The sequence below is a fragment of the Streptomyces sp. NBC_00637 genome (genome assembly GCF_045161545.1).
In the GTDB taxonomy this organism is placed as follows: domain Bacteria; phylum Actinomycetota; class Actinomycetes; order Streptomycetales; family Streptomycetaceae; genus Streptomyces.
Map to the genome: position 1 here is coordinate 3830036 of NZ_CP109046.1, position 20522 is coordinate 3850557.

Annotated in this window: 18 protein-coding genes and 1 tRNA gene; 6 read left to right on the plus strand and 13 right to left on the minus strand. The window is 70.1% G+C overall.

Going from position 1 to position 20522, the window contains the following annotated elements; all coding sequences use genetic code 11:
- Positions 1-139: 139 nt before the first annotated feature.
- From OG440_RS16655 to OG440_RS16665, 3 genes are all read right to left on the minus strand, one after another.
- The gene (locus tag OG440_RS16655; RefSeq protein ID WP_406007605.1) at positions 140-1036 is read right to left on the minus strand and encodes an NUDIX hydrolase; all 897 of its coding nucleotides are present in this window, start codon (positions 1034-1036) and stop codon (positions 140-142) included.
- Between the two features lie 183 nt (positions 1037-1219).
- Positions 1220-1684, minus strand: coding sequence for a RidA family protein (locus OG440_RS16660; RefSeq protein WP_406007606.1), 465 nt, complete (start codon positions 1682-1684; stop codon positions 1220-1222).
- Positions 1681-1839: a DUF4177 domain-containing protein gene (locus OG440_RS16665; protein WP_020129281.1), complete on the minus strand. Its 159-nt coding sequence runs from the start codon at positions 1837-1839 to the stop codon at positions 1681-1683. The genes OG440_RS16660 and OG440_RS16665 overlap by 4 nt, the downstream gene beginning before the upstream one ends.
- Positions 1840-1959: 120 nt before the next feature.
- On the opposite strand from OG440_RS16665, the gene OG440_RS16670 reads away from it, so the two are divergent.
- Positions 1960-2937, plus strand: a complete 978-nt coding sequence (locus OG440_RS16670) for an ArsA-related P-loop ATPase (RefSeq protein WP_406007607.1) — start codon at positions 1960-1962, stop codon at positions 2935-2937.
- Positions 2934-4358 (plus strand): ArsA family ATPase, encoded by a 1425-nt coding sequence (locus tag OG440_RS16675; RefSeq protein ID WP_406007608.1) that lies wholly within the window; start codon positions 2934-2936, stop codon positions 4356-4358. Before OG440_RS16670 ends, OG440_RS16675 begins: the two co-directional genes overlap by 4 nt.
- Before the next feature lie 14 nt (positions 4359-4372).
- On the opposite strand, the gene wblA is transcribed toward OG440_RS16675, so the two are convergent.
- Positions 4373-4711, minus strand: coding sequence for a transcriptional regulator WblA (gene wblA / locus OG440_RS16680; RefSeq protein WP_406011376.1), 339 nt, complete (start codon positions 4709-4711; stop codon positions 4373-4375).
- A gap of 405 nt (positions 4712-5116) precedes the next feature.
- Between wblA and OG440_RS16685 the strand changes: the two genes are divergently transcribed.
- Positions 5117-7393 carry a transglycosylase domain-containing protein gene (locus OG440_RS16685; RefSeq protein ID WP_406007609.1) on the plus strand — a complete coding sequence of 759 codons (2277 nt, stop codon included), beginning with the start codon at positions 5117-5119 and terminating at the stop codon, positions 7391-7393.
- 186 nt (positions 7394-7579) lie between these two features.
- Here the strand turns inward: OG440_RS16685 and OG440_RS16690 are convergent, their stop codons facing one another.
- Positions 7580-8044: a GatB/YqeY domain-containing protein gene (locus OG440_RS16690; RefSeq protein WP_406007610.1), complete on the minus strand. Its 465-nt coding sequence runs from the start codon at positions 8042-8044 to the stop codon at positions 7580-7582.
- Between the two features lie 94 nt (positions 8045-8138).
- Here OG440_RS16690 and OG440_RS16695 point away from each other — a divergent pair, with 94 nt between their 5' ends.
- From OG440_RS16695 to OG440_RS16705, 3 genes are all read left to right on the plus strand, one after another.
- The gene (locus OG440_RS16695; protein ID WP_406007611.1) at positions 8139-9065 is read left to right on the plus strand and encodes a metallophosphoesterase; all 927 of its coding nucleotides are present in this window, start codon (positions 8139-8141) and stop codon (positions 9063-9065) included.
- A 268-nt stretch (positions 9066-9333) separates the two neighbouring features.
- Complete coding sequence (locus tag OG440_RS16700; RefSeq protein ID WP_406007612.1) at positions 9334-10119, plus strand: Pr6Pr family membrane protein; 786 nt, start codon at positions 9334-9336, stop codon at positions 10117-10119.
- Between the two features lie 42 nt (positions 10120-10161).
- A tRNA-Pro gene (locus tag OG440_RS16705) sits at positions 10162-10235 on the plus strand.
- Between the two features lie 122 nt (positions 10236-10357).
- On the opposite strand, the gene OG440_RS16710 is transcribed toward OG440_RS16705, so the two are convergent.
- The 8 genes from OG440_RS16710 to OG440_RS16745 form a co-directional block, all read right to left on the minus strand.
- Positions 10358-11863 carry a tyrosine-type recombinase/integrase gene (locus OG440_RS16710; RefSeq protein WP_406007613.1) on the minus strand — a complete coding sequence of 502 codons (1506 nt, stop codon included), beginning with the start codon at positions 11861-11863 and terminating at the stop codon, positions 10358-10360.
- A gap of 574 nt (positions 11864-12437) precedes the next feature.
- Complete coding sequence (locus OG440_RS16715) at positions 12438-13685, minus strand: DUF3631 domain-containing protein (protein ID WP_406007614.1); 1248 nt, start codon at positions 13683-13685, stop codon at positions 12438-12440.
- 424 nt (positions 13686-14109) lie between these two features.
- On the minus strand, positions 14110-15027 hold the full coding sequence (locus tag OG440_RS16720; RefSeq protein ID WP_406007615.1) for a bifunctional DNA primase/polymerase: 918 nt from the start codon (positions 15025-15027) through the stop codon (positions 14110-14112).
- A complete protein-coding gene (locus OG440_RS16725) occupies positions 15024-15752 on the minus strand; it encodes a DNA methylase (RefSeq protein WP_406007616.1) in 729 nt (242 codons plus the stop codon). Before OG440_RS16725 ends, OG440_RS16720 begins: the two co-directional genes overlap by 4 nt.
- 88 nt (positions 15753-15840) lie before the next feature.
- Positions 15841-16203, minus strand: a complete 363-nt coding sequence (locus tag OG440_RS16730; RefSeq protein WP_406007617.1) for a hypothetical protein — start codon at positions 16201-16203, stop codon at positions 15841-15843.
- A gap of 43 nt (positions 16204-16246) precedes the next feature.
- The gene (locus OG440_RS16735) at positions 16247-16555 is read right to left on the minus strand and encodes a hypothetical protein (RefSeq protein WP_406007618.1); all 309 of its coding nucleotides are present in this window, start codon (positions 16553-16555) and stop codon (positions 16247-16249) included.
- 233 nt (positions 16556-16788) lie between these two features.
- The gene (locus OG440_RS16740; RefSeq protein ID WP_406007619.1) at positions 16789-18906 is read right to left on the minus strand and encodes a hypothetical protein; all 2118 of its coding nucleotides are present in this window, start codon (positions 18904-18906) and stop codon (positions 16789-16791) included.
- A 2-nt stretch (positions 18907-18908) separates the two neighbouring features.
- Positions 18909-20465 carry a hypothetical protein gene (locus OG440_RS16745; RefSeq protein WP_406007620.1) on the minus strand — a complete coding sequence of 519 codons (1557 nt, stop codon included), beginning with the start codon at positions 20463-20465 and terminating at the stop codon, positions 18909-18911.
- Positions 20466-20522: the final 57 nt, after the last annotated feature.

Genomic DNA, 20522 nt, shown 5'->3' on the forward strand with positions numbered 1-20522 from the left:
GGAACGTCACTTCGGCGGCCGACGGCCGGCGCGGCGCGTCGAGGGGCTCCAGGCGGCGCGAGAGCTCCCCCAGGGGCCCGCCCTCCGCCGGCCGGGCGGCCTCGAAGGCCGTCGGCGTCCGCTCGCCCACGGACGTCCGTCATGCGGGGCCCCCGCGCGTCGCCTCGGTCGCGCCGGCCGCCTCGGTCGGGATGTGTTTGGTGAACTCGTCGTGCCCCGGCCACGACAGCACGACCTCGCCGTCCTCCAGACGGGCCTGCGCCAGGACGGGCGTCAGGTCGCGGTCGGGGGCCGCGGCCAGCGCCTCGGCGGCCGTCGCGTACGGAACGAGCCTGCGCAGGGTCGCGATGGTGGGCGGCATCATCAGCAGCTCGCCCTTGTCGTACGAGGCCGCCGCGTCCGCCGGACGGATCCACACCGTGCGGTCGGCCTCGGTGGAGGCGTTGCGGGTGCGCTGGCCCTCGGGGAGGGCGGCCACGAAGAACCAGGTGTCGTAGCGCCGGGACTCGAACTCCGGCGTGATCCAGCGCGTCCAGGCTCCGAGGAGGTCGGAGCGCAGGACCAGGCCGCGGCGGTCGAGGAACTCGGCGAAGGACAGTTCGCGGGCGGCCACCGCCGCCCGGTCGGCCTCCCAGTCGGCTCCGGTGGTGTCCCCGACGACGGAGTCGGACGTCGGCCCCGCGAGGAGCACGCCGGCCTCCTCGTAGGTCTCGCGTACGGCCGCGCAGACGATCGCCTGGGCCGCCGTCTCGTCGACGCCGAGCCGCTCGGCCCACCACGCGCGTGTGGGGCCCGCCCAGCGGACGTGAAGGTCGTCGTCGCGCGGGTCGACGCCACCGCCGGGATAGGCGTACGCGCCTGCGGCGAAGGCCATGGAGGCGCGTCTGCGCAGCATGTGGACGACAGGGCCGCCGTCGGTGTCCTTCAGGAGCATGACGGTGGCCGCGCGCTTCGGGACGACCGGGACGAGCGTGCCGTCCGCGAGCGCGCGGATGCGTTCCGGCCAGTCCTGGGGAAACCACTGCCCATTCGCCATGGGCGCGAGGCTATCCCGTGGTGCGCGAATGTTCGAGGGGCACCCGAGGTCAGAGCGCGTCCACGCTCCCTGCGAGGCCACCTCGGGGAGCCCGCGGGGACGCCTCGGGGAGGCCTGCGGGCACCCGGGAGAGGCGTCCGGAAGGCGCCCACGGGGCCGAGGGCGCCTACGGGACGGAAGCGGCTACGGGACGAGCTCCACCTGGATCTCGACCTCCACGGGCGCGTCCAGCGGCAGCACCGCGACGCCCACCGCACTGCGGGCGTGCACACCCTTGTCGCCGAGGACCTCGCCCAGCAGCTCGCTCGCGCCGTTGAGGACGGCGGGCTGGCCGGTGAAGTCCGAGGCGGACGCCACGAAGCCGACGACCTTCACCACGCGCGCGATGCGGTCCAGGTCGCCAGCGACCGACTTGACGGCGGCCAGGGCGTTCAGCGCACAGGTGCGGGCCAGCTCCTTGGCCTCCTCGGGGGTGACCTCGCCGCCGACCTTGCCGGTGATCGGCAGCTTGCCGTCCACCATGGGCAGCTGGCCGGCCGTGTACACGTACGGGCCGGACTGCACGGCCGGCTGGTAGGCCGCGAGAGGCGGCACGACCGCAGGCAGGGTCAGCCCCAGCTCGGCGAGCCTGGCCTCGACCGCACTCACGCCTTGGCCCGCTTCAGGTAGGCGACGAGCTGCTCCGGGTTGTTCGGCCCGGGCACGACCTGGACGAGCTCCCAGCCGTCCTCGCCCCAGGTGTCCAGAATCTGCTTCGTCGCGTGGACGAGCAGCGGCACGGTTGCGTATTCCCACTTGGTCATGGGGGCGACTGTATCCGCTGTCGCCCGAGGGCCCGTTCCACAGGCCATGTGGCCGATATCGACCCCTCTTGTCCACAGCCTGCCGATTGCCTCGGGCGCCGAATGGTTACGCTCGAAGACGTGAGCAGGCTCCAGGTCGTCAGCGGTAAGGGCGGGACCGGCAAGACGACGGTCGCCGCGGCCCTCGCGCTGGCCCTCGCCACGGCAGGGAAGCGGACGCTTCTCGTCGAGGTGGAGGGCCGGCAGGGCATCGCACAGCTCTTCGAGACACAGGCGTTGCCCTATGAGGAACGCAAGATCGCCGTCGCCTCGGGGGGCGGTGAGGTGTACGCATTGGCCATCGATCCCGAACTGGCCCTTCTGGACTACCTCCAGATGTTCTACAAACTCGGAGGCGCCGGACGGGCCCTGAAGAAGCTCGGCGCCATCGACTTCGCCACCACCATCGCGCCGGGCCTGAGGGACGTCCTCCTCACCGGCAAGGCGTGCGAGGCCGTGCGGCGCAAGGACAAGAGCGGGCGGTTCGTGTACGACTACGTCGTCATGGACGCCCCGCCCACGGGACGCGTCACCCGCTTCCTGAACGTCAACGACGAGGTCGCCGGGCTGGCCAGGATCGGCCCGATACACAATCAGGCGCAGGCCGTGATGCGGGTGCTGAAGTCGTCGGAGACGGCCGTGCACCTGGTGACGCTGCTCGAGGAGATGCCCGTCCAGGAGACCGCCGACGGTATCGCCGAGCTGCGGGCGGCGAAGCTGCCGGTGGGACGGGTCATCGTCAACATGGTGCGGCCCGAGGTACTGGACGAGGACGGACTGGAACTCGTCCGGACCGTGACGCGTTCTTCTGTTGCCCGGTCGTTGTCCGCCGCGGGACTCGGCGGGGCGCGGCGCGGGGGGCACGCCGAGCGGCTGGTGGATCCGCTCCTGCTGCAGGCCGAGGAGTACGCCGAGCGGTACGCGCTGGAGCACGAGCAGCGCGCGGTCCTCGGCGAGCTCGATCTGCCGCTGCACGAACTGCCGTTGCTCGCCGAGGGCATGGACCTCGCGGGCCTGTACCAGCTCGCCAACGAACTGCGGAAGCAGGGGATCGCATGAGTCCGGACCAGACTCACGACCAGGGAAGCACCCGGCGTCGTCTCTCCCCCGCGCCCGTGCTGGACCTCGATCCGCTGCTGGACGACCCGGCGACCCGCATCGTGGTGTGCTGCGGCTCGGGCGGCGTCGGGAAGACGACCACGGCGGCGGCGCTGGGGCTGAGGGCGGCCGAGCGGGGCCGCAAGGTGGTGGTCCTCACCATCGACCCGGCCCGCCGGCTCGCCCAGTCCATGGGGATCGACTCGCTGGACAACACCCCGCGACGCGTCAAGGGCGTCGAGGGGGACGGCGAACTGCACGCCATGATGCTCGACATGAAGCGCACCTTCGACGAGATCGTCGAGGCGCACGCGGACGGCGACCGGGCCGCCGCGATCCTGGGCAACCCGTTCTACCAGTCGCTCTCGGCGGGCTTCGCGGGCACGCAGGAGTACATGGCGATGGAGAAGCTGGGGCAGCTGCGCGCGCGGGACGAGTGGGACCTGATCGTGGTCGACACACCGCCGTCCCGTTCGGCGCTGGATTTCCTGGACGCGCCGAAGCGGCTCGGGTCGTTCCTGGACGGCAAGCTGATCCGCGTCCTGCTCGCACCGGCCAAGGTCGGCGGCCGCGCGGGGATGAAGTTCCTGAACGTCGGGATGTCGATGATGACCGGCGCGCTCGGCAAGCTGCTCGGCGGGCAGCTGCTGAAGGACGTACAGACGTTCGTCGCGGCGATGGACTCGATGTTCGGCGGCTTTCGCACGCGCGCGGACGCCACGTACAAGCTGCTCCAGGCGCCCGGCACGGCGTTCCTGGTGGTGGCGGCTCCCGAGCGGGACGCGCTGCGGGAGGCCGCGTACTTCGTGGAGCGCCTGGCCGCCGAGGACATGCCGCTGGCCGGCCTGGTCCTGAACCGCGTGCACGGCAGCGGCGCCGCCCAGCTGTCCGCCGAGCGGGCGCTCGCCGCTGCGGAGAACCTCGACCTCGTCCACACCCGCGCGGCGGAAAATCTTGAAGAGACCCGCATTGTGGATCAGGACGGCGGGAAAGCTGGTCTTCGTAACTCTCCCGACACGTACGGCAGTTCAGAATCTCCCGCAACCGATCCGGAGCGCGACGCCCCCACCGGCGCGAACCGGCCCACGGCCACCGACACGGACCGGACGGCGAGCGCCGACGCGAACAGCGGCGCCGACGCGGACCGGACCGTGGACAACCTCACCGCAGGCCTGCTGAGGCTGCACGCGGAACGCATGCACCTGCTCTCCCGCGAGCAGCGCACGCGTGACCGCTTCACCGCGCTGCACCCCGAGGTGGCGGTGTCCGAAGTGGCAGCGCTGCCCGGCGATGTGCATGACCTCACGGGACTCCGGGACATCGGGAACCGACTCGCGGCCAACCGGCCGGAGCTGCCCGAGCCCGAGGCTGCCGACGCCTGAGCCGAGGGTTCGCCTCAGCCCACCGCCGCGTAGTTCTCGTACATCTCGTCGTCGTCGAGCGGCAGGATGCCGGCCCCACGCTCGTACTCCGAACGCGCCGTCTCCAGGAGGCGGCGCCAGGAGGTCACAGTCGGACGCCTGCGCAGCAGTGCGCGGCGCTCGCGCTCGGTCATGCCTCCCCACACACCGAACTCGACGCGGTTGTCGAGCGCGTCGGCCAGGCATTCGGTGCGTACCGGACATCCGGTGCACACCGCCTTGGCCCTGTTCTGCGCTGCTCCCTGAACAAACAGTTCATCCGGATCGGTAGTGCGGCAGGCGGCCTGCGCACTCCAGTCGGTTACCCAGCCCATACCGGCGCCGTCCTCTCCCGAATCGAGGCTCCCCCACGGCGGCAGCGGCATATTCACCGCCGCCAGTTGAGGACGTTACGGAAGGTGGGCACAGCGCAACACCCCCTTCGGGCCCAATCTTGAATGGCCCGAACGGACTATGCGTAAGCGGCAGATCACCCGGGGGAGTGAGCCCGCGACATATGCGACTTTCCCGGCAACCGGGACAGTTCAGTTGAGTCACAACGGACGCCGGGTGACACACAAGGCGGATTCGGACACGCCCCCACCAGAAACTGGGGAACCTCCGGAACGATTCGGGGTCGCCGGACGTATTGATACGTAGCCGTGCTGCTGTGACAGTTGAGAGCAGCTTAGGCCAAGGCATTGACGCGTGTCCGGCGAATGAGAACGTAGGCTGCCCCCATGCCAAAGAAGCGCTCGGGCGGTGGTCTGTCGCCAACGCAGCAGGCCGCCAAGTTCCTCGGTGTCAGTGTGCTCTCGGGAGCCGTGCTGGCCGGTATCGCCCTGCCCGCGTTCGGCGCGCTGGGCCTCGCCGCCAAGGGGTCGGTGGAGTCGTTCGACGAACTCCCGGCCAATCTCAAGACGCCGCCGCTGAGCCAGCGCACCACGATCCTCGACGCCGAAGGCGGCCAGATCGCCACGGTCTACTCCCGTGACCGCACGGTGGTCGACCTCAAGAACATCTCGCCGTACATGCAGAAGGCGCTCATCGCCATCGAGGACTCGCGCTTCTACGAGCACGGCGCGGTCGACCTCAAGGGCATGCTGCGCGCGCTCAACCAGAACGTGCAGAACAGCGGGGTCGCCCAGGGCGGCTCGACGCTCACCCAGCAGTACGTGAAGAACGTCTTCGTCGAGGAGGCCGGCGACGACCCGACGAAGGTCGCCCAGGCCACCCAGCAGACCATCGGCCGCAAGATCAAGGAGCTGAAGTACGCGATCCAGGTGGAGGAGGAGCTCGGCAAGAAGAAGATCCTCGAGAACTACCTGAACATCACGTTCTTCGGCCAGCAGGCCTACGGCGTCGAAGCGGCCTCCCAGCGCTACTTCTCCACGCACGCCAAGGACCTCACCCTTCCCCAGGCGGCGCTGCTCGCCGGCATCGTCCAGTCCCCGACCTACTACGACCCGGTCAAGGACGACGTCACGGCCACCAACCGCCGCAACGTCGTGCTGAAGCGCATGGCCGAGGTGGGCGACATCTCCGAAGCCGAGGCCGCCGCGGCGCAGAAGGCCCCGCTGGGCCTGAAGGTCAAGCAGCCGAAGAACGGCTGCATCACCGCCGTCCAGGGCGCCAGCTTCTTCTGCAAGTACGTGGAGCGCGTCTTCCTCAGCGACCCGGTCTTCGGCAAGACCAAGGAGGAGCGGGCGAAGGTCTGGAACCAGGGCGGCCTGACGATCCGCACGACGCTCGAACCGCAGTCCCAGAAGTCCGTCCAGAAGTCGCTCAAGGACCACGTCTATAAGTCGGACAAGGTCGCCGCGGCCGCCACGCTCGTCGAGCCCGGCACCGGCAAGATCCTCGGCATGGGCCAGTCGAAGCCGTACGGCTACGGCAAGAACGAGACCGAGTACAACTACTCCGTCAACGCCTCCATGGGCGGCTCGAACTACGGCTTCCCGACCGGCTCGACCTTCAAGCCGTTCGTGGCCGCCGCCGCGCTGGAGGAGGGCCGGCCGGCGAACCAGAGCTACCCGGCGCCGTACGAGATGCCGTACCCCTCGACGGTCCAGACGTGCAGCAGCAAGCCGTGGACCAACGAGGGCAACGACAAGCTGGAGAACGAGAGCGAGTCCGAGAAGGGCCCGTACCAGCTGAAGAAGGCCATGGAGCTGTCGGTCAACACCTACTTCGTGCAGATGCTCGCCGACATCGGCATGTGCCCCGTGGTGAAGATGACCGACAAGCTGGGCGTGGTCCAGGGCAACGGCGACAAGGTCCCCGAGGTGCCCTCGTCGATGACCCTCGGCTCCACCGGCCTCTCCCCCCTGACGATGGCGACCGCCTACGCGGCCTTCGCCAGCCGGGGCATGTACTGCACCCCGGTCGCGATCGAGTCGATCACCCAGACCGTGGGCGGCGCGAAGAAGTCCCTGGAGGTGCCGAAGTCGACCTGCTCGCGTGCCATGAGCGAGAAGACCGCGGACACCGTCAACACACTGCTGAGCGGCGTGACCGACTCCGGTACCGGTCAGCAGGCCGGTCTGTCCGGCCGCGCCAACGCCGGTAAGACGGGTACGACGGACTCCCGCAAGAACGCCTGGTTCGTCGGCTACACCCCGAACCTCGCTGGTGCCGTCTGGGTCGGCAGCGCCACCCAGAAGGTCGAGATGACCAACATCACCATCGGCGGCGTCTACCACTCCCAGGTCTACGGCGGCGACACCCCGGGCCCGATCTGGCGCGACGCCATGACCGGCGCGCTCAAGGACAAGGAAGCCCCGTCCTTCAACCTCGTCAACATCCCGAACCCGCCCTCCAAGGACGGCGGCAACGACAACGACGACAACGACAACGGTGACGACAACGGCGACACCGGAGGTGACGACGACGGTTTCCTCACCGGTCTGCTCACCAATGGCACGACGAACGGCGGCACCTCGACGAACGGCAACGACGGCGGCACGTTCTTCCAGGGCCAGAGCAACGGGAACGGCAACGGCGGCGGACGCGGCTGAGACCGGCCCGACGCCGATCGGCTGACGGCAGGCCCGGGGACACGACGAACGGCCCCTGCTTCTCCTAAGGGAATACATCTCTTAGGGAGAGGCAGGGGCCGTTCGTCGTGCCGGGCCGTTCGTCGTGCGGGGCCGGTGGTCGTCCGGGGCCGGCGCCGGTCGGCGGCGGCCGTCGCGTGGCCGGGGTCAGCCCGCGAGCAGCTTCTTGACGACCGCGGCGACGCGGCCGCCCTCGGCCAGGCCGGCCACCTTCGGGTTCACGATCTTCATGACGGCGCCCATCGCCCGCGGCCCCTCGGCACCGGCGGCCTTCGCCTCCGCGACGGCCTGGGCGACGATGTCGTTCAGCTCCTCGTCGCCGAGCTGCCTGGGCAGGTAGGTGGCGAGCAGTTCGCCCTCCGCCTTCTCCCGCTCGGCCGACTCGACCCGGCCACCCTGGGCGAAGGCGTCGGCGGCCTCGCGGCGCTTCTTCGCCTCCTTGGTGATCACCTTGAGGACCTCGTCGTCGGAGAGCTCGCGCTTCTCCTTGCCCGCGACCTCCTCCTTGGTGATCGCGGTGAGCGTGAGCCGGAGCGTCGAGGAGCGGAGCTCGTCGCGCGCCTTGATCGCGGCGTTGAGGTCTTCGTGCAGCTTCGACTTGAGCGTGGTCATGGGTTTGATTGTCGCAGGTGTCGGTGGCCGCCCGCCCGCCGATTTAAGGGGCGGCAGGGCAAGGGCCGTTGACGGCGTCTGACACGATGGAGGTATGCGCGCGCGATACGGAGTACCTCTGTCCCTTGCGGCGGCCGGCGCCGCCGGCCTGGTGTACGCGGCGGGCTTCGAAGCCCGCTCCTTCCGCCTGCGACGGGTGACGGTCCCCGTCCTCCCCGCCGGAATGCGCCCCCTGCGCGTGTTGCAGGTCTCCGACATCCACATGGTCGGCGGCCAGCGCAAGAAGCAGCGCTGGCTGCGTTCCCTGGCCGGCCTGCGCCCCGACTTCGTGATCAACACCGGTGACAACCTGTCCGACCCGGAGGGTGTGCCCGAGGTCCTGGACTCCCTCGGCCCGCTGATGGAGTTCCCGGGCGCGTACGTCTTCGGCTCGAACGACTACTACGGCCCGAAGCTGCGCAATCCCGCGCGCTATCTCTTCGAGAAGACCCAGGGACGCCACGGCCTGAACGGCAACGCCCCCGCCGTCGACGTCGTCCACAACCCGTGGGAGGACCTGCGCGACGGTTTCGACGCGGCGGGCTGGCTGAACCTGACCAACACCCGCGGCGTGCTGAAGGTCGAGGGCGTGGCGATCGAGCTCACGGGGCTCGACGACCCGCACATCAAGCGCGACCGCTACGCCCGGGTGGCCGGCGGCCCCTCGGCTTCGGCCGACTTCTCGATGGGCGTGGTGCACGCGCCGTACCTGCGGGTCCTGGACTCCTACACGGCGGACGACTACCCCCTGATCCTGGCCGGCCACACCCACGGCGGCCAGCTCTGCATCCCCTTCTACGGCGCCCTCGTCACCAACTGCGACCTGGACACGGAACGCGTGAAGGGCCTGTCGACGCACACGGCGGAGGGGCGTACGTCCTACCTGCACGTCTCGGCGGGATGCGGAACGAACCGCTACACGCCGGTGCGATTCGCGTGCCCGCCCGAGGTGACGCTGCTGACGCTGGTCGAGAAGGAGTAGGTCGCGGGAGGCGCCGGCGGGCGCTGGCGAGCGGGGCGGCACGGGGCCGAGGCGCGGCGGGCGGGTCGGCGGCACGGGTCGAGGCGCAGGCGGGCGGCGGCGGGCAAAGGAACGGTAGGGCAAGGGAACGGGGAACGGCCACCGGCGAGGGCGGCCTGTCGGAGGACCACCTGCGGGCGGGGCGACGGGGCGACGGGGCGACGACGGAGATTCCCCCGAACGGCCCACCCGTATCGCCCCTTTTGTCATGTTTGCCTAACTTGAGGGTATGACCGCGCCGATACCCAGGGACATCCCGGATCTGCCCGCGATCCCGCGGACCCACGCGCTACTGCTCTCCTCCGTCCCCGCCTCGGCGGTGGTGGCCCCCGTACGCCGCCCACTGGCCGCCGTCCTGCGCCTGCTGCTGGCCGGTACGGCGGCCGCGGGCGTGACGCTCGCCCTCCTGCTCGGCAGCCCCATGCGGGTCCTGAGCCACTTCGCGATCCAGAGCAACATCCTGCTGGCCCTGGTCACGCTGCTGTCCGCCCGCCGCGCGTGGACGGCCCGCCGCCCCCTCCCCGCCGCTTTGACGGGCGCGGCGCTGCTCTACATCACGATCACCGGCCTGGTCTACCACCTGCTCCTGGCGGACGCGGCCGTCCCCTTCTCGGTGACCGGCACGAAGGCCGACCCCACGGGCCGGCACCTGGTCGCCGCGCTTCTCGTCCACACGGTGACTCCGACGGCGGCCGTCCTGGACTGGCTCCTGCTGACACCCCCGGGCCGGCTGCGCCTGCGCCGGGCCGCCACCTGGATGATCTACCCCGTGGCCTACCTGGCCTTCTCCCTGACCCGCGCCCAGCTGATCCCCGCCGGCACGCCGGGCCGCTACCTCTACCCCTTCTTCGACGTCGAGGCCCACGGCTACCGACACTCCCTCGCCAACGCCCTCCTCCTCGGCCTCTCCTTCTACGCCCTCGCGGTCCTCCTCGTGGCCCTCGACCACGCCCGCCCGAACCCGATCAGCCACCGCGGCAAAACCGGATTTCGTCTCGGGCCACCGGTGGGCTAAAGTAAACGACGTCGCCGCGACAAGCAGGACAAGCAGCGACATCGGGGTGTAGCGCAGCTTGGCAGCGCGCTTCGTTCGGGACGAAGAGGTCGTGGGTTCAAATCCCGCCACCCCGACAGTGAAACACCAGGTCAGGCCCGGTGCTGAGAAATCAGCACCGGGCCTGCCTCGTTCTCCAGGAGCTCTCTGGAGAAATCCTGGAGAAGATCTTGGAATCTGCCTCCAGATCAGCGCGCTGCTAGCGAGCTTTCAGCAGCGCATCCAGAGCGGACACGGGCGAGCTGGGGCTCATCATTCGGCGTGCGTCCAACGCTTCCTCCCACATCGCGGTGAGCGCAGTCATGAGCGCCTGCCGCATCCCTGGCGTGATGTGGTCATAGCGCGACTGGACGGAGCCGTCCTCGTGGCCCATGCGTTCGTCCATGAGCTTTGGCGGGGTCCCCACTTCCCTCATCAGGGTCTTGTGGGTGTGGCGCAAGCCGTGCGGAGTGAGCCCCGGGGCGATCGGCACCCAGCACGTCTCAGCGCGCTTGGAGGCTCCTCGCCCGCGTGCGGGGATGCCGGGCCACGGCTCAGCAAGGACAGGTACTGGCCGCTCTTCCTGACTGCCTCGCCCGGGATACCGACCTGTCGCGGCCGGTCGAAAGAGCCACGTGGCGAAACCGGAGCGCCGCCAGTGAGCAGCCAGCTCCCCCGACGCAGCGTTGCGGATGTACCCGAGATCACTGATGGCTTCCAGCACCTTCAGGCGGGTCGGCTCCGCCACAGCATCCGGGCGGTTGAGGACGTTGGAGACGGTGCCGGTCGATACGCCAGAGCGGCGCGCCACGTCGACTAGCTTCGCCCCGGGGCGGCTTACGGACCCGTTGGCGGTTCCATGGCCGCGGAAGACGTAGGCCAGTCCGTGGCACTCGCACGGCTTCGGTCTCGTCCGAGCGACGTGTCCGGCCAGCAGTGAGGCGAGGAAGTCCGGAGTGTCGATGTCGCGGTAGGAGTCGTCCTTGGGCGGACAGCGGTGCAGTTCGCCCGTGTCGAGTTCGTAGAGCTGCCACTCCACTCGGATGCTCTTCGGTCGGACGAACTCGGGCTCGAGGCCAACGATCTCGCCCCAGCGCATGCCGGTGTAGCCCTTGACGATGCCGGCAACAAACTCGTCGTCGCGGCCGGACAGCAGCGCCATTCTCTCGGCGAGCAGCAGGATGCCGAGTGCGGTCGTGACTGCCTTCTCCGGGCCACGGTTACGTGAGCGGCCAGCACGCTTTCCTCGTCCGCGGCGCTTGGTTGCCGGGTTGGAGTCGCGCAGCCCCTCGTCAACGGCGTCGGCAAGGATCAGGTGCAGTGTCGCCCGCCACGTCTTGACGCTGGATGCCGCATAAGGCACCGCGCGTTCGTGCTTCTCCCAAGCGGCAATGTCAGTGCTCAGGATGTCGGCAACGGCGAAATCCTCGAATGCGGGGAGCAGATGCTCTTCGATGTGCCGCCGGTAGTTCTGCATGGTGGATGCCGCCAAGTCCTGTGCGGCATACCAGCGGTTGACGTAGGCACCGAAGGTGATCCGCTCGCGAGGTGCCTTCTTCGTTCCGGCCAGCAGTTTCGCTTCTTCGGCGTCAGCCGCCTTCTTTGCCGCAGCCTTGGTCCGGAAGCGGATGGCATCGCCGTCGGCATCGCGGACAGTGGCGTACTTGCCCGGCGCGAGCTTGTACCGGCCGCGCCAGTAGCTGCCGAGACTCTCGGCATAACCCACCTTGTTCTCCTATGAACGGGCGTGCCGCCCGGCTGGAAAACCGAGCGGCACACGGAATCAGGCTGCGCTGGACTGTGGTTGGCTGCGTTGCGCCCTGCGTGGCGTCCTTGCCTTCAGGGAGGTGACGGGCGCCGCCGTTGTGGTCGCCGTGCGCCGTGGTGCTCGTTTTGTAGGCGCGGGAGCGTCATGCCATTCGGCGGGGCGGCTCTCAAAGATGCGCATGATCTCGGCGAAGTGCTCGGCTGTGAACCGGTAGCTCCCTGCGGGCTTGGTGAAGGGGATGCGTCCTTTGCGAGCTTGCTCCTTCACCCACCACTCGGAGCAGTGAAGGGCCTTGGCGATGTCGCTCGGCAGGTAGACAGCGGGAAGGGCCGGGGGTTCCAGTCGCGGAGCAGTGCTCATGTGGGCTATGCCTCCTCGGCAGGCGGTGGCTTGAGACCCGTCTGGGGGATCCGCAACATCCGCCACGCCGCAACATTGCTGGTCAGCGGCTTGAATCTGTGGCGGATGCCGTTTCTGTTGCGGATAGGTCCCGCCGCACGAGGGTGCGGCGGGACCTATCGGTCGGGCGGCGTCAGCCGACGCTGCGCAGGGCGCGTGTGTCGGATTCCGCGAACATGTGGCGGGTCTCGGAAGGGTCTGCCGCCACAGATTCACCCCTGTTGACCTGCGGTGTTGCGGCTGTTGCGGATGTTGCGGATTTCTGGGGGTCGGAGCGGCAGTAGCGGTTCCACGCGTCGGAGAGGTCTTCGGCGTAGTAGCCCTTGGGGGTGGTGCTGCCGACCCGGATCCCCTTGGGCTTGATCGGGGTGTTGTCGGGGCGCACATACTGGCTCAGGAGCTTGGACAGCCGCCGGGCGGTGAGCGGCTTGACGGCCTGCCCGTCCTCGCTCATATCGGCCCACGGGGCGTCGTCGAGGGAGAGGAGGACTTCGAGGATGGCCGCGGTGGGCATCTTGTCCACGCCGCAGAACACCTTGTCGCGCAGATCGGTCAACAACCGCACGCCGAGCGAGGCTTCGTCGTTGCTGCTCGCTGACTTGATGAGTTCGATGCACGCCGCGCGGGCCCGCGCCGGCCAGTGCCCGCCAGCCGCGTCCGCGACCGCGAGCAGCGGTTCCCACACGTCCGCCGGCCGGTCCGTGACGCCCTCGGGCATCTCGGGCCACGCCTCCGCGACCTGGTCGTGCAGGGTGGCGGTCCAGTCCGCGAGCCGGTCCCGCAGCACGTGCCCCTGCTTCTCGTGGACGCGCCGCCGGTAGGGCTCGCACTTCTCGTTCGGTGCCTTCTTCCTCATGCGGATGATGACCGACCTGGTCAGGATCGTGTCCGGCAGCGTGCCGAGTCCGGCCATGGCGACCGCACAGAATGAGGGGAAGAAGCCTGCCTTCTGGTCGGATCCGTCCCCGACGCAGCGCAGGGACTTCGCACCCCGCCGGTAACCGGAGTTGAGGAACCCACGCACTTCCTCGTTCCCGCCCGCCTTGGGCCCGAAGACGGTGTCGATCTCGTCGAAAAGGAGCGTGGGCGTGCCCTCATCTGCGGAGACCAGCCGGAACAGCGCGTTCGCGGAGGCGTTGACGGTCGTCGCCGCGCGCGGCGTGAGCGTCTCGATGATCTCCAACGCACGCGACTTCCCGGAGCCCGGTTCGGGGCTGAGGAACGCGATGCGGGCGGTGCCGTCGAGGGCGTCCATCAGGTGCGCGTGGGCGTCCCACAGCGCTACGGCGACGTAGGCGTGCTCGGTGGGGAAGACGTTGAAACGACGGTGGAAGGCTTCCACCTCGTCCAGCAGCGCGGCCCCGTCGATGATCTCAGTCATGCGGCGGCCCTCCTTTCAGGCACAGTCGCGGGAACTCCCGCGCAGACGGACTTGTGAGCTGCATAGTCGGCCGCGAGCGCGGCCACCTTCGGCGCGCCGGTGGCGGTGCTGGTCTGCCCGCAGGCGCAGGCGTAGGCGGCGTTCGGGGTGTCGCCGGGGCGCTTGGACCAGCGGGCCCCGTCCCAGTGATCCCGGTAGACCGGTGGGGCGTAGATGCGGATGCCGGGCTGCTCGGGGGTCGGGGCGGGCGTGCTGTGGCGGGCCTGATCGCTGCGGAACTTCTCAGAGCGAAGGGCTGAAGGGACGCCCTGACGGGCGACGATCCTCGGTTCGCCTACGGGCGCCCGGGGTCCGGCCGGTCGGGCGGGGTGCGGGCCGTCTGCTGGTCGGGGTAGGCCTTCCAGGTGGGGGGAGTTGGCCGCGGTCATGCGGCTTCCCGCGGGCGGGCGGTGCGGATGGAGCCGTCCAGGGCGCTGCGGATCGTGGTGCGGCACTCGGCAGCGGCGAGGCCGGCCGACTCCCCCGCCGCCTGGAAGGCCTCCTCCACCACGTGCCGCGGAAGGTCGCCCCACGCGACGAACCGCCCCACCTTGAAGGCGCTGCGGTTGAGCACGGTGTTCCGGGTGCCGTCCGCAGCCCCGGCCACCGCGGCGCACTCGGCTTCCAGGGCAGCCTGCGCTGCGAGACTGCCCGTCACCACCGGCAACCTCAGAGGGCCCGCCACAGCCGCGGGAGCAGCTGTCAGGGTCTTGCGCAGCCATTCCGGCAGCGGGACAGGCTCACGGTCGTCCAACACCACGTAGGTGCCGTCCGAGGTGGTGCTGCCGGGGGCGACGACGTACCCGCCCCACCCCCGGGTGTCGATCTTTTTCGCGAGTCGTCCGGCGGTGGAGTGCAGCCGGATTCCCGGGGGTTGGGTGAAGTACAGGTGCTCTCCACCGCGGGCGGTCCGCACCCGGTAGGTGCCGGGTGCGGACTGCCCGGCGCGCTCGCAGAGCGCTGCAAAAGAAGTCGCGCCGTCAGGCGTTCCTTTCGGGTCTGTGGGCTTGAGCATGTCCAGGTCGATGACCAGCAGCCCGGAAGGGCCGGTGGCCACACCGACGTTGTACGGCGCCCGTGCCCACGCGGCGACGAGCAGTTCGACGTCGGTGGTCGCGCGCTGCTCGGGTGTCTTGTGCCCGTTGGCGCACCGGCCGGTGGCGGGGCAGTACTGCTCCGCGTGACCGGCCGGGCGCTTGTCACCGGGGCGGAGCGGGATGACGTGCCAGTCGCGCTGTGCAGCCTGCCTGGCGCAGGCGAGCAGAGCGAGCCGCGTGCGGTCCGTGCCGGGGGTGCCGTTCACGCTGCCACCCCCAGCACGGCCTGTGCGAGGAAGGCGCGGCCGATGAACTCGGTGTAGGCGGGCGGGATGGCTTCGGTCAGTTCCTCGCGGACGTCCGTCCACGTGATCCCCATCGCGGCTTGCAGCTCCGGGATGGACGGCTTACCCCCGCCGTTGCCGTACGCGGCTACATAGGGGCCGTCGAAGTACGCGCCGTGGCGCCAGCCGCGGACCCGTCCCCGGTGCGGGACGTGCGCCGGCTGCTCGATGCGCCAGCCGCCCAACTCGAAGTTGCGGTGCCGGATCACTCCGAGCCCGAACATCTCCCCGCACAGGGAGAGGTCTTTGCGGATCTCCGCGCGCCCGTTGGGCTGCTCGATCGAGTACGGCAGCCCTGCCTGTTCGAGCAGGGCCCGGGTCGGGGCCACCAGGTCGACGTGGGTTCCGCCCCACCCTTGGGAGCGGTTGGTGCCAACGGTCAGCGTGCACTTGTCCTGGCAGGGCGGGGAGGCGTGCGCGTAGGAGTACCGGCGGATCTCGCCTGCGTCGATGAGGTGGGCGAGGTATTCGAGCGCGTCGCCACGGTAGTACGGGAACGGGTAGTTCGGGCGGTCGGCCGTGTCACAGCCGTCCACGTCGAACCCCGCGTCTTCGAGACCCTTCCCGGCGCCGCCAGCGCACGAGAACAGATCCAGAGCCAGCGGCCGTAAGCCGCGCTCTCGCCGGATGTCGGTCGGTTGCGTCATGCTGGGTTGTCTCCAGTTCCGTAGATGGATGCTGGTTGGCAAGGGCGGCCCCGGACTTTTGCCGAGACGGGGGCCGCCCTTGGCGCAGCTAGTGGTGCGTGGTCCAGCGGGCGTACTCGCGGCGGACGTAGCCGCGCGGGTCGGCGTCGCTGGCAGCGGTGCGGGCGTGGTGGGTGTCGATCAGGTACAGCGCGGCTGCTTCGGCCAGTTCGGTGGCGTCTCCGTGGATGCCGTCCTCCTCGCTCTGAAGCGCGATGCGGTCGAGCAGTGCGGCCTTGCGCAGGAAGTACTCACGGGCCTCTCCGCCGTCGAACGGCCGGTGAATGACTTGTCGCGCGGTGCGGGCGGTCCAGCCGATCTCACGCAGGATGTTCGGCGCGAGCACGTAAGCCGCTTCCGGGGCCGGCCAGACTTCCGGCCCGGGGCTGAGGGTGGTGGGTTGCTCGGTCACGTGGTGTCCTCTCGGGTCTGACGGATGGGCCGATGGCTGTGGGCTAGTGCCGGTTGCGGGCGAACCGGAGAGTGATGCCGCCCACCCCGATGGGTCCGGCGGCGCCGGCGATGACGGTGAAGGTGTGGGCGGCAGCGTCGAGCAGGAAGCAGAGGGCGGCGACCAGTCCCCACCCGCCAGCGACGGTCGCGCCGGCGACCGCGAACGGCAGCAGTAACCGCCGCCACTCGACACCCGTCGCGGGACGGTCGTTGACGACGAACACGACCGGCTGACCGGTCGCCTGTGCGCGCTGGAAGACATCGGCGGGGATGTGCGTGGCGATCTGGCCGGGCGGGGTGTGCTGGCTCATTTCAGGCTCCCTCGGGGTGTGCCGCGGGCCCGCGCCAACAGGTGGCGCGGGCCCGTGCGGTGGATGCTGTGCTTGTCGCGTGGCTTGTCGTCTCTCTTGTCGTGCGGCTTGTCGTCTTGCTTGCCTTGTCGCTTGTCTTGTCGCTTGTCGCCTCCCAGGTCACAAGCCGGATTTGGGGCTCCAGACCCCGGAAAGCGGCATGCGATGAGTCGGGGGCGACAAGCGACAAGCGGTCAGGCGTCGGAGGCGTGGGAGCGATGGACGTAGCGGGCTTTGGTGCCCTCCCCGACGCGCACACAGGTCCCGTCCTGCATCCACGTTTTCAGCCACCCCACGACCGTCTGACGCGTCGTGCCGTACGCGTCAGACAGTGCGCGGGCGATCGCCGATGCGCCGGTCCCCTCCGGTCCCGCGGCGAGCAGCGCGGCGAGCGCTGCGCGTTGTGCGGGGCTGTCCTGCTCGCCCCGCAGCGCGGACAGGTTCAGTCCGGCCGGCTGGTCCGGTCCGGCGCCCTGGTCGGTGGTGTGCGGGTCGGGTGCGGTGCCGAACTGTGCGTCGATCTCCTGCCGGAAGCGGCGCAGCATCTCGTCCTCAGGCGAGCCCTGCCCGCTGTCCTGTCCGCGCAGCGCGGACAGGTTCAGCCCGCCCTGCCCGGCCGGGCTGTCCGCGGTGGGGTCGTCGTCGGTGGGGGTGAGGTCGAGCATCCATGCGGTGCGTTCGGCGTCCCAGCGCCGGGCGTAGGCGGGTCCGGCAGCCTTCGCGGACACCTCATCGAGTCGCGGGTGCCGGTCGGAGGTGGCGACGGTGATGTCCCGGATCTGGTTCGGGAGGATCCGCCACGCCTTGAACAGCGCGGCCGGTGACTCGGGGGTGCTTATGAACCCAGCCCCCTTGTACGGGGCCTGCTCGACGCGCAGTCCGCGGCGGCCGGGGAACATCTTCCCCAGGTCCATCCCCTCGGTCTCGCCACCGGTGAGGGCGACGCGCACCTTGCCCTCGCGGCGGATCATCAGGTTGCCCAGCACCGACCCGGTCGCGCCGAGGGCGGTGAGGACGGTGCGGATGCCCATGGCGCGCAGCATCCGGATGACTTCCAGGATCTTCTTCGCAAGTTCCTTCATCTGCCGGTCGGTGCTGACCAGGATTTCGGCTCCTTCGTCGACGACCAGCATGATCTGCGGGATCTTCGCGCTGATCGGCAGGAGATCGGTGTTCGCCTTGGACAGCAGGTCCTGGTACGCCTTCTTGCGGTGCAGCCCGATGTCCAGCACCGCATCCAACATGATCAGCGCTTCCTCATAGGTGCCGGCGAGCCAGTCGACCCCGGGCCGGACGGGCTTGTCGTCTCCGGTCTTCAGTTCGCCTTTGAGGGCGGGCAGGACCCAGGGCAGGCCGGCTGATCCGGCGTTGAGGTCGATCACGAACGTGAGCAGGTCATCGGCGCGCGCGAAGCTCGCGAGGATGCCGTGCAGCATGTTCGTCTTGCCCGAACCGGTCGGGCCCACGACCAGCGCGCACTGCTCGCGCAGGTAGGCGGAGACGGTCTCCCCGTTTGTGCGCACTCCCCACGGCAGACCGGTGAGGACTGACAGACGGCTGTAGTCGTCGGGGTAGTCCAGCGCTTCCTTGAGGACGTTGACCGTGGTCACGTCCAGGATCGTGCGGCCCTGATGGATGCCGGGCGAGGCGGCGGCGGTGCAGCCGTGCGGCAGCTTGGCATCCCCGGACAGGGGCACGGAGTACCCCGCAATGCGATCCCAGGTGATCCCGCCCTGCGGCTCCAGATCGAGCGAGTAGCCGGTTCCGGTGGGCCACATCTCCACCGCGAGGACGCGCACGGAGATGCCACAGATCCGCTGGATGCGCTCCACCCACGCCTCAGCGATCGCCCGACGCTCAGCGGACAACTCCAGCGCAACGGCCCGCTGCTCGGCTGCGATGGCCTCCTCTTCGCGCGCCTCCTCGTACAGCGCGGACGAGCGGGCGGCAGCGCCGATCCCGACTCCGATGGTGGCGAGGGAGCCGAGGGCGGCCCAGGTGAGGGGGCCGGTGGTCATGGCCCACGTGGTCCAGCCGGCTCCGACGAGCCAGGAGGCGGCGCGGGTGGCGAGAGTGCGGCCGGCGTTGCGCACCCGCAGCCCGGCAACGGTGTGCCCGAGGGCGCCGGCGGCGCCGACGGCGAGTGCCCATCCGGGGGGCATGGCGGTGGCGGCGCCGGTGGTGGCGAGGGCGAAGGCTCCGGTGGTGGCGGACAGGGCGCCGGTCACGGGTCCGTGACCGGCCGCCCAGTCCAGCACCGGGCCACTGCTGACGTGCTGCTTCTTGGTCTTGGCGGTGGCGGTGCTGCTCATGGTTAGACGTTCCAGCCCTTCTCGGCTTCGGGGCCGTTGCGGGGGTCCTCGTGACGGGCGATGTCCTGCTCGTGGGCCTGCCGGAACAGCGGCCCCATGTCTTCGGCGACCGCGACGGCGCTCATCAGGGCGCCGAAGATGTCGTTGAAGCCGTCCGCGACTTCCTTCTCCAGCGGGAACTCGGAGTCGGAGCGCTCCGCGAGGATCTTCATCACGTTCGCCACCGACGTCAGTGCGGCGGGCAGGCTTTCGACCATGGCGAGGATCTCCATGGCGTTCTCGGGGTCGTACTGGTTGGCGGCCTGCTCCATCTCGGAGGCGACCTCTTCGAACCGGAAACCGGACACGTGCTCTCCTTCACTCACCGCGGATGTGCTGGGGGTCGGAATGTCAGCGGCCGGGCGCTCCACCTGCTCGCCCAGGCCGCCCGTGCCGTCCTGCGCGGCCTCCGCATCGGCGGCGGCCTCCTGCTCGCGCAGGGTCTTGCGGGTGGTCTCGTCCCGGGCCGCGCGCTGCTCAGTGGCGGTGCGGACGATCTGCCAGAACAAGCGGCGACCGGGGTACATCAGCCACGGCAAATCGAACTTGCGTCCGATTGGCGTGGTGACCATGCCGAGCAGCCCGACCGGCAGCGCAAGCAGCGCGGCCAGCAGGCGACGGCCCTGGAAGCGGGCCGCGGACCTGCGCAGCGCCTTGCGCGCCGCGCGGCGGGCCGGGGCCTTACGCACCTGCGCCCGCTGCGCCGCGACGGTGGCGCCGGTCTTGGCGTCGCGCTGGTTGCGCTGCTTGGCGACTGCCGCATCCCGGGCGGCGCGTGCCTTGCGGACCGCGCCACCCGTCAGGCGGCCGGCCAGACCGGGACGCTTGCCCGGCCGGGTGGTGCCAGCAGCGGCTTTGGCGTTGCGGCGCGCGTCGGCGACCGCGCGGCGCGTGCTGGTGGTCTGCGCCCGCTGCCCGCTACGCGAGCCTGCCGCCGCCTTCTGCGCGGCCCGCAGAGCCTTGACCTGCCCGACCCGACCCGCGGCCCTGCCCGTGCTCGCCGCGTGCTTGGACGAGCTGTGACCACCGGGAGTCTTCGCGCTGGTCGTAGGGGCGGTGGTGCGGCGGTGCTGGCCGGGCACTTTGCCCGATCGGCCACCGGGACCACCGGCACGTGAACCGCCCGAACGGCTTCCGGAGCCGCTGCGGGCGCCCGTTCCGGTGCTGCGCAGGCCCGTGGAGCGTGCCGCTGCGCGGCCGGCGGCGCGGGCCGCGGTCCGGCGAGCCTCGCGACGCGGGCCCGCCTTGCGGGAGCGGGCGGCGGCGACCGTGCCGAGCACGACCATGCCGGTTGCGGCGACCGCCGCAGCGATCGGACCACCGGCCAGGGAAGCGGCGGCGACCGCGCCAACGGTGCTGTTCGCGCCGGACAGGGCAAGCGGGACGATCGGCCACCCGCCGGGAGTGTGCTCCAGCTCCTTCACACCCTTTCCCGTGTCCTTGGTCGTGGTGGATGAGGCGGCGGGCGGCGGGGGCGGTGCGGCCGGGACTACTACCGGCTCAGTGCTGAGTTCCGTCATGCTGTGAGCACTCCTTTTGGGGAGTAGGGCCCGACCGGAAGCCCTGGAAAGTTGCCG

Coding starts and splice junctions, on each gene's coding strand:
- OG440_RS16655 (WP_406007605.1), bottom strand. CDS start 1,036: ATGGCGAATGGGCAGTGGTTTCCCCAGGACTGGCCGGAACGCATCCGC.
- OG440_RS16665 (WP_020129281.1), bottom strand. CDS start 1,839: ATGACCAAGTGGGAATACGCAACCGTGCCGCTGCTCGTCCACGCGACG.
- OG440_RS16675 (WP_406007608.1), top strand. CDS start 2,934: ATGAGTCCGGACCAGACTCACGACCAGGGAAGCACCCGGCGTCGTCTC.
- wblA (WP_406011376.1), bottom strand. CDS start 4,711: ATGGGCTGGGTAACCGACTGGAGTGCGCAGGCCGCCTGCCGCACTACC.
- OG440_RS16685 (WP_406007609.1), top strand. CDS start 5,117: ATGCCAAAGAAGCGCTCGGGCGGTGGTCTGTCGCCAACGCAGCAGGCC.
- OG440_RS16690 (WP_406007610.1), bottom strand. CDS start 8,044: ATGACCACGCTCAAGTCGAAGCTGCACGAAGACCTCAACGCCGCGATC.
- OG440_RS16695 (WP_406007611.1), top strand. CDS start 8,139: ATGCGCGCGCGATACGGAGTACCTCTGTCCCTTGCGGCGGCCGGCGCC.
- OG440_RS16700 (WP_406007612.1), top strand. CDS start 9,334: ATGACCGCGCCGATACCCAGGGACATCCCGGATCTGCCCGCGATCCCG.
- OG440_RS16715 (WP_406007614.1), bottom strand. CDS start 13,685: ATGACTGAGATCATCGACGGGGCCGCGCTGCTGGACGAGGTGGAAGCC.
- OG440_RS16725 (WP_406007616.1), bottom strand. CDS start 15,752: ATGACGCAACCGACCGACATCCGGCGAGAGCGCGGCTTACGGCCGCTG.
- OG440_RS16735 (WP_406007618.1), bottom strand. CDS start 16,555: ATGAGCCAGCACACCCCGCCCGGCCAGATCGCCACGCACATCCCCGCC.
- OG440_RS16740 (WP_406007619.1), bottom strand. CDS start 18,906: ATGAGCAGCACCGCCACCGCCAAGACCAAGAAGCAGCACGTCAGCAGT.
- OG440_RS16745 (WP_406007620.1), bottom strand. CDS start 20,465: ATGACGGAACTCAGCACTGAGCCGGTAGTAGTCCCGGCCGCACCGCCC.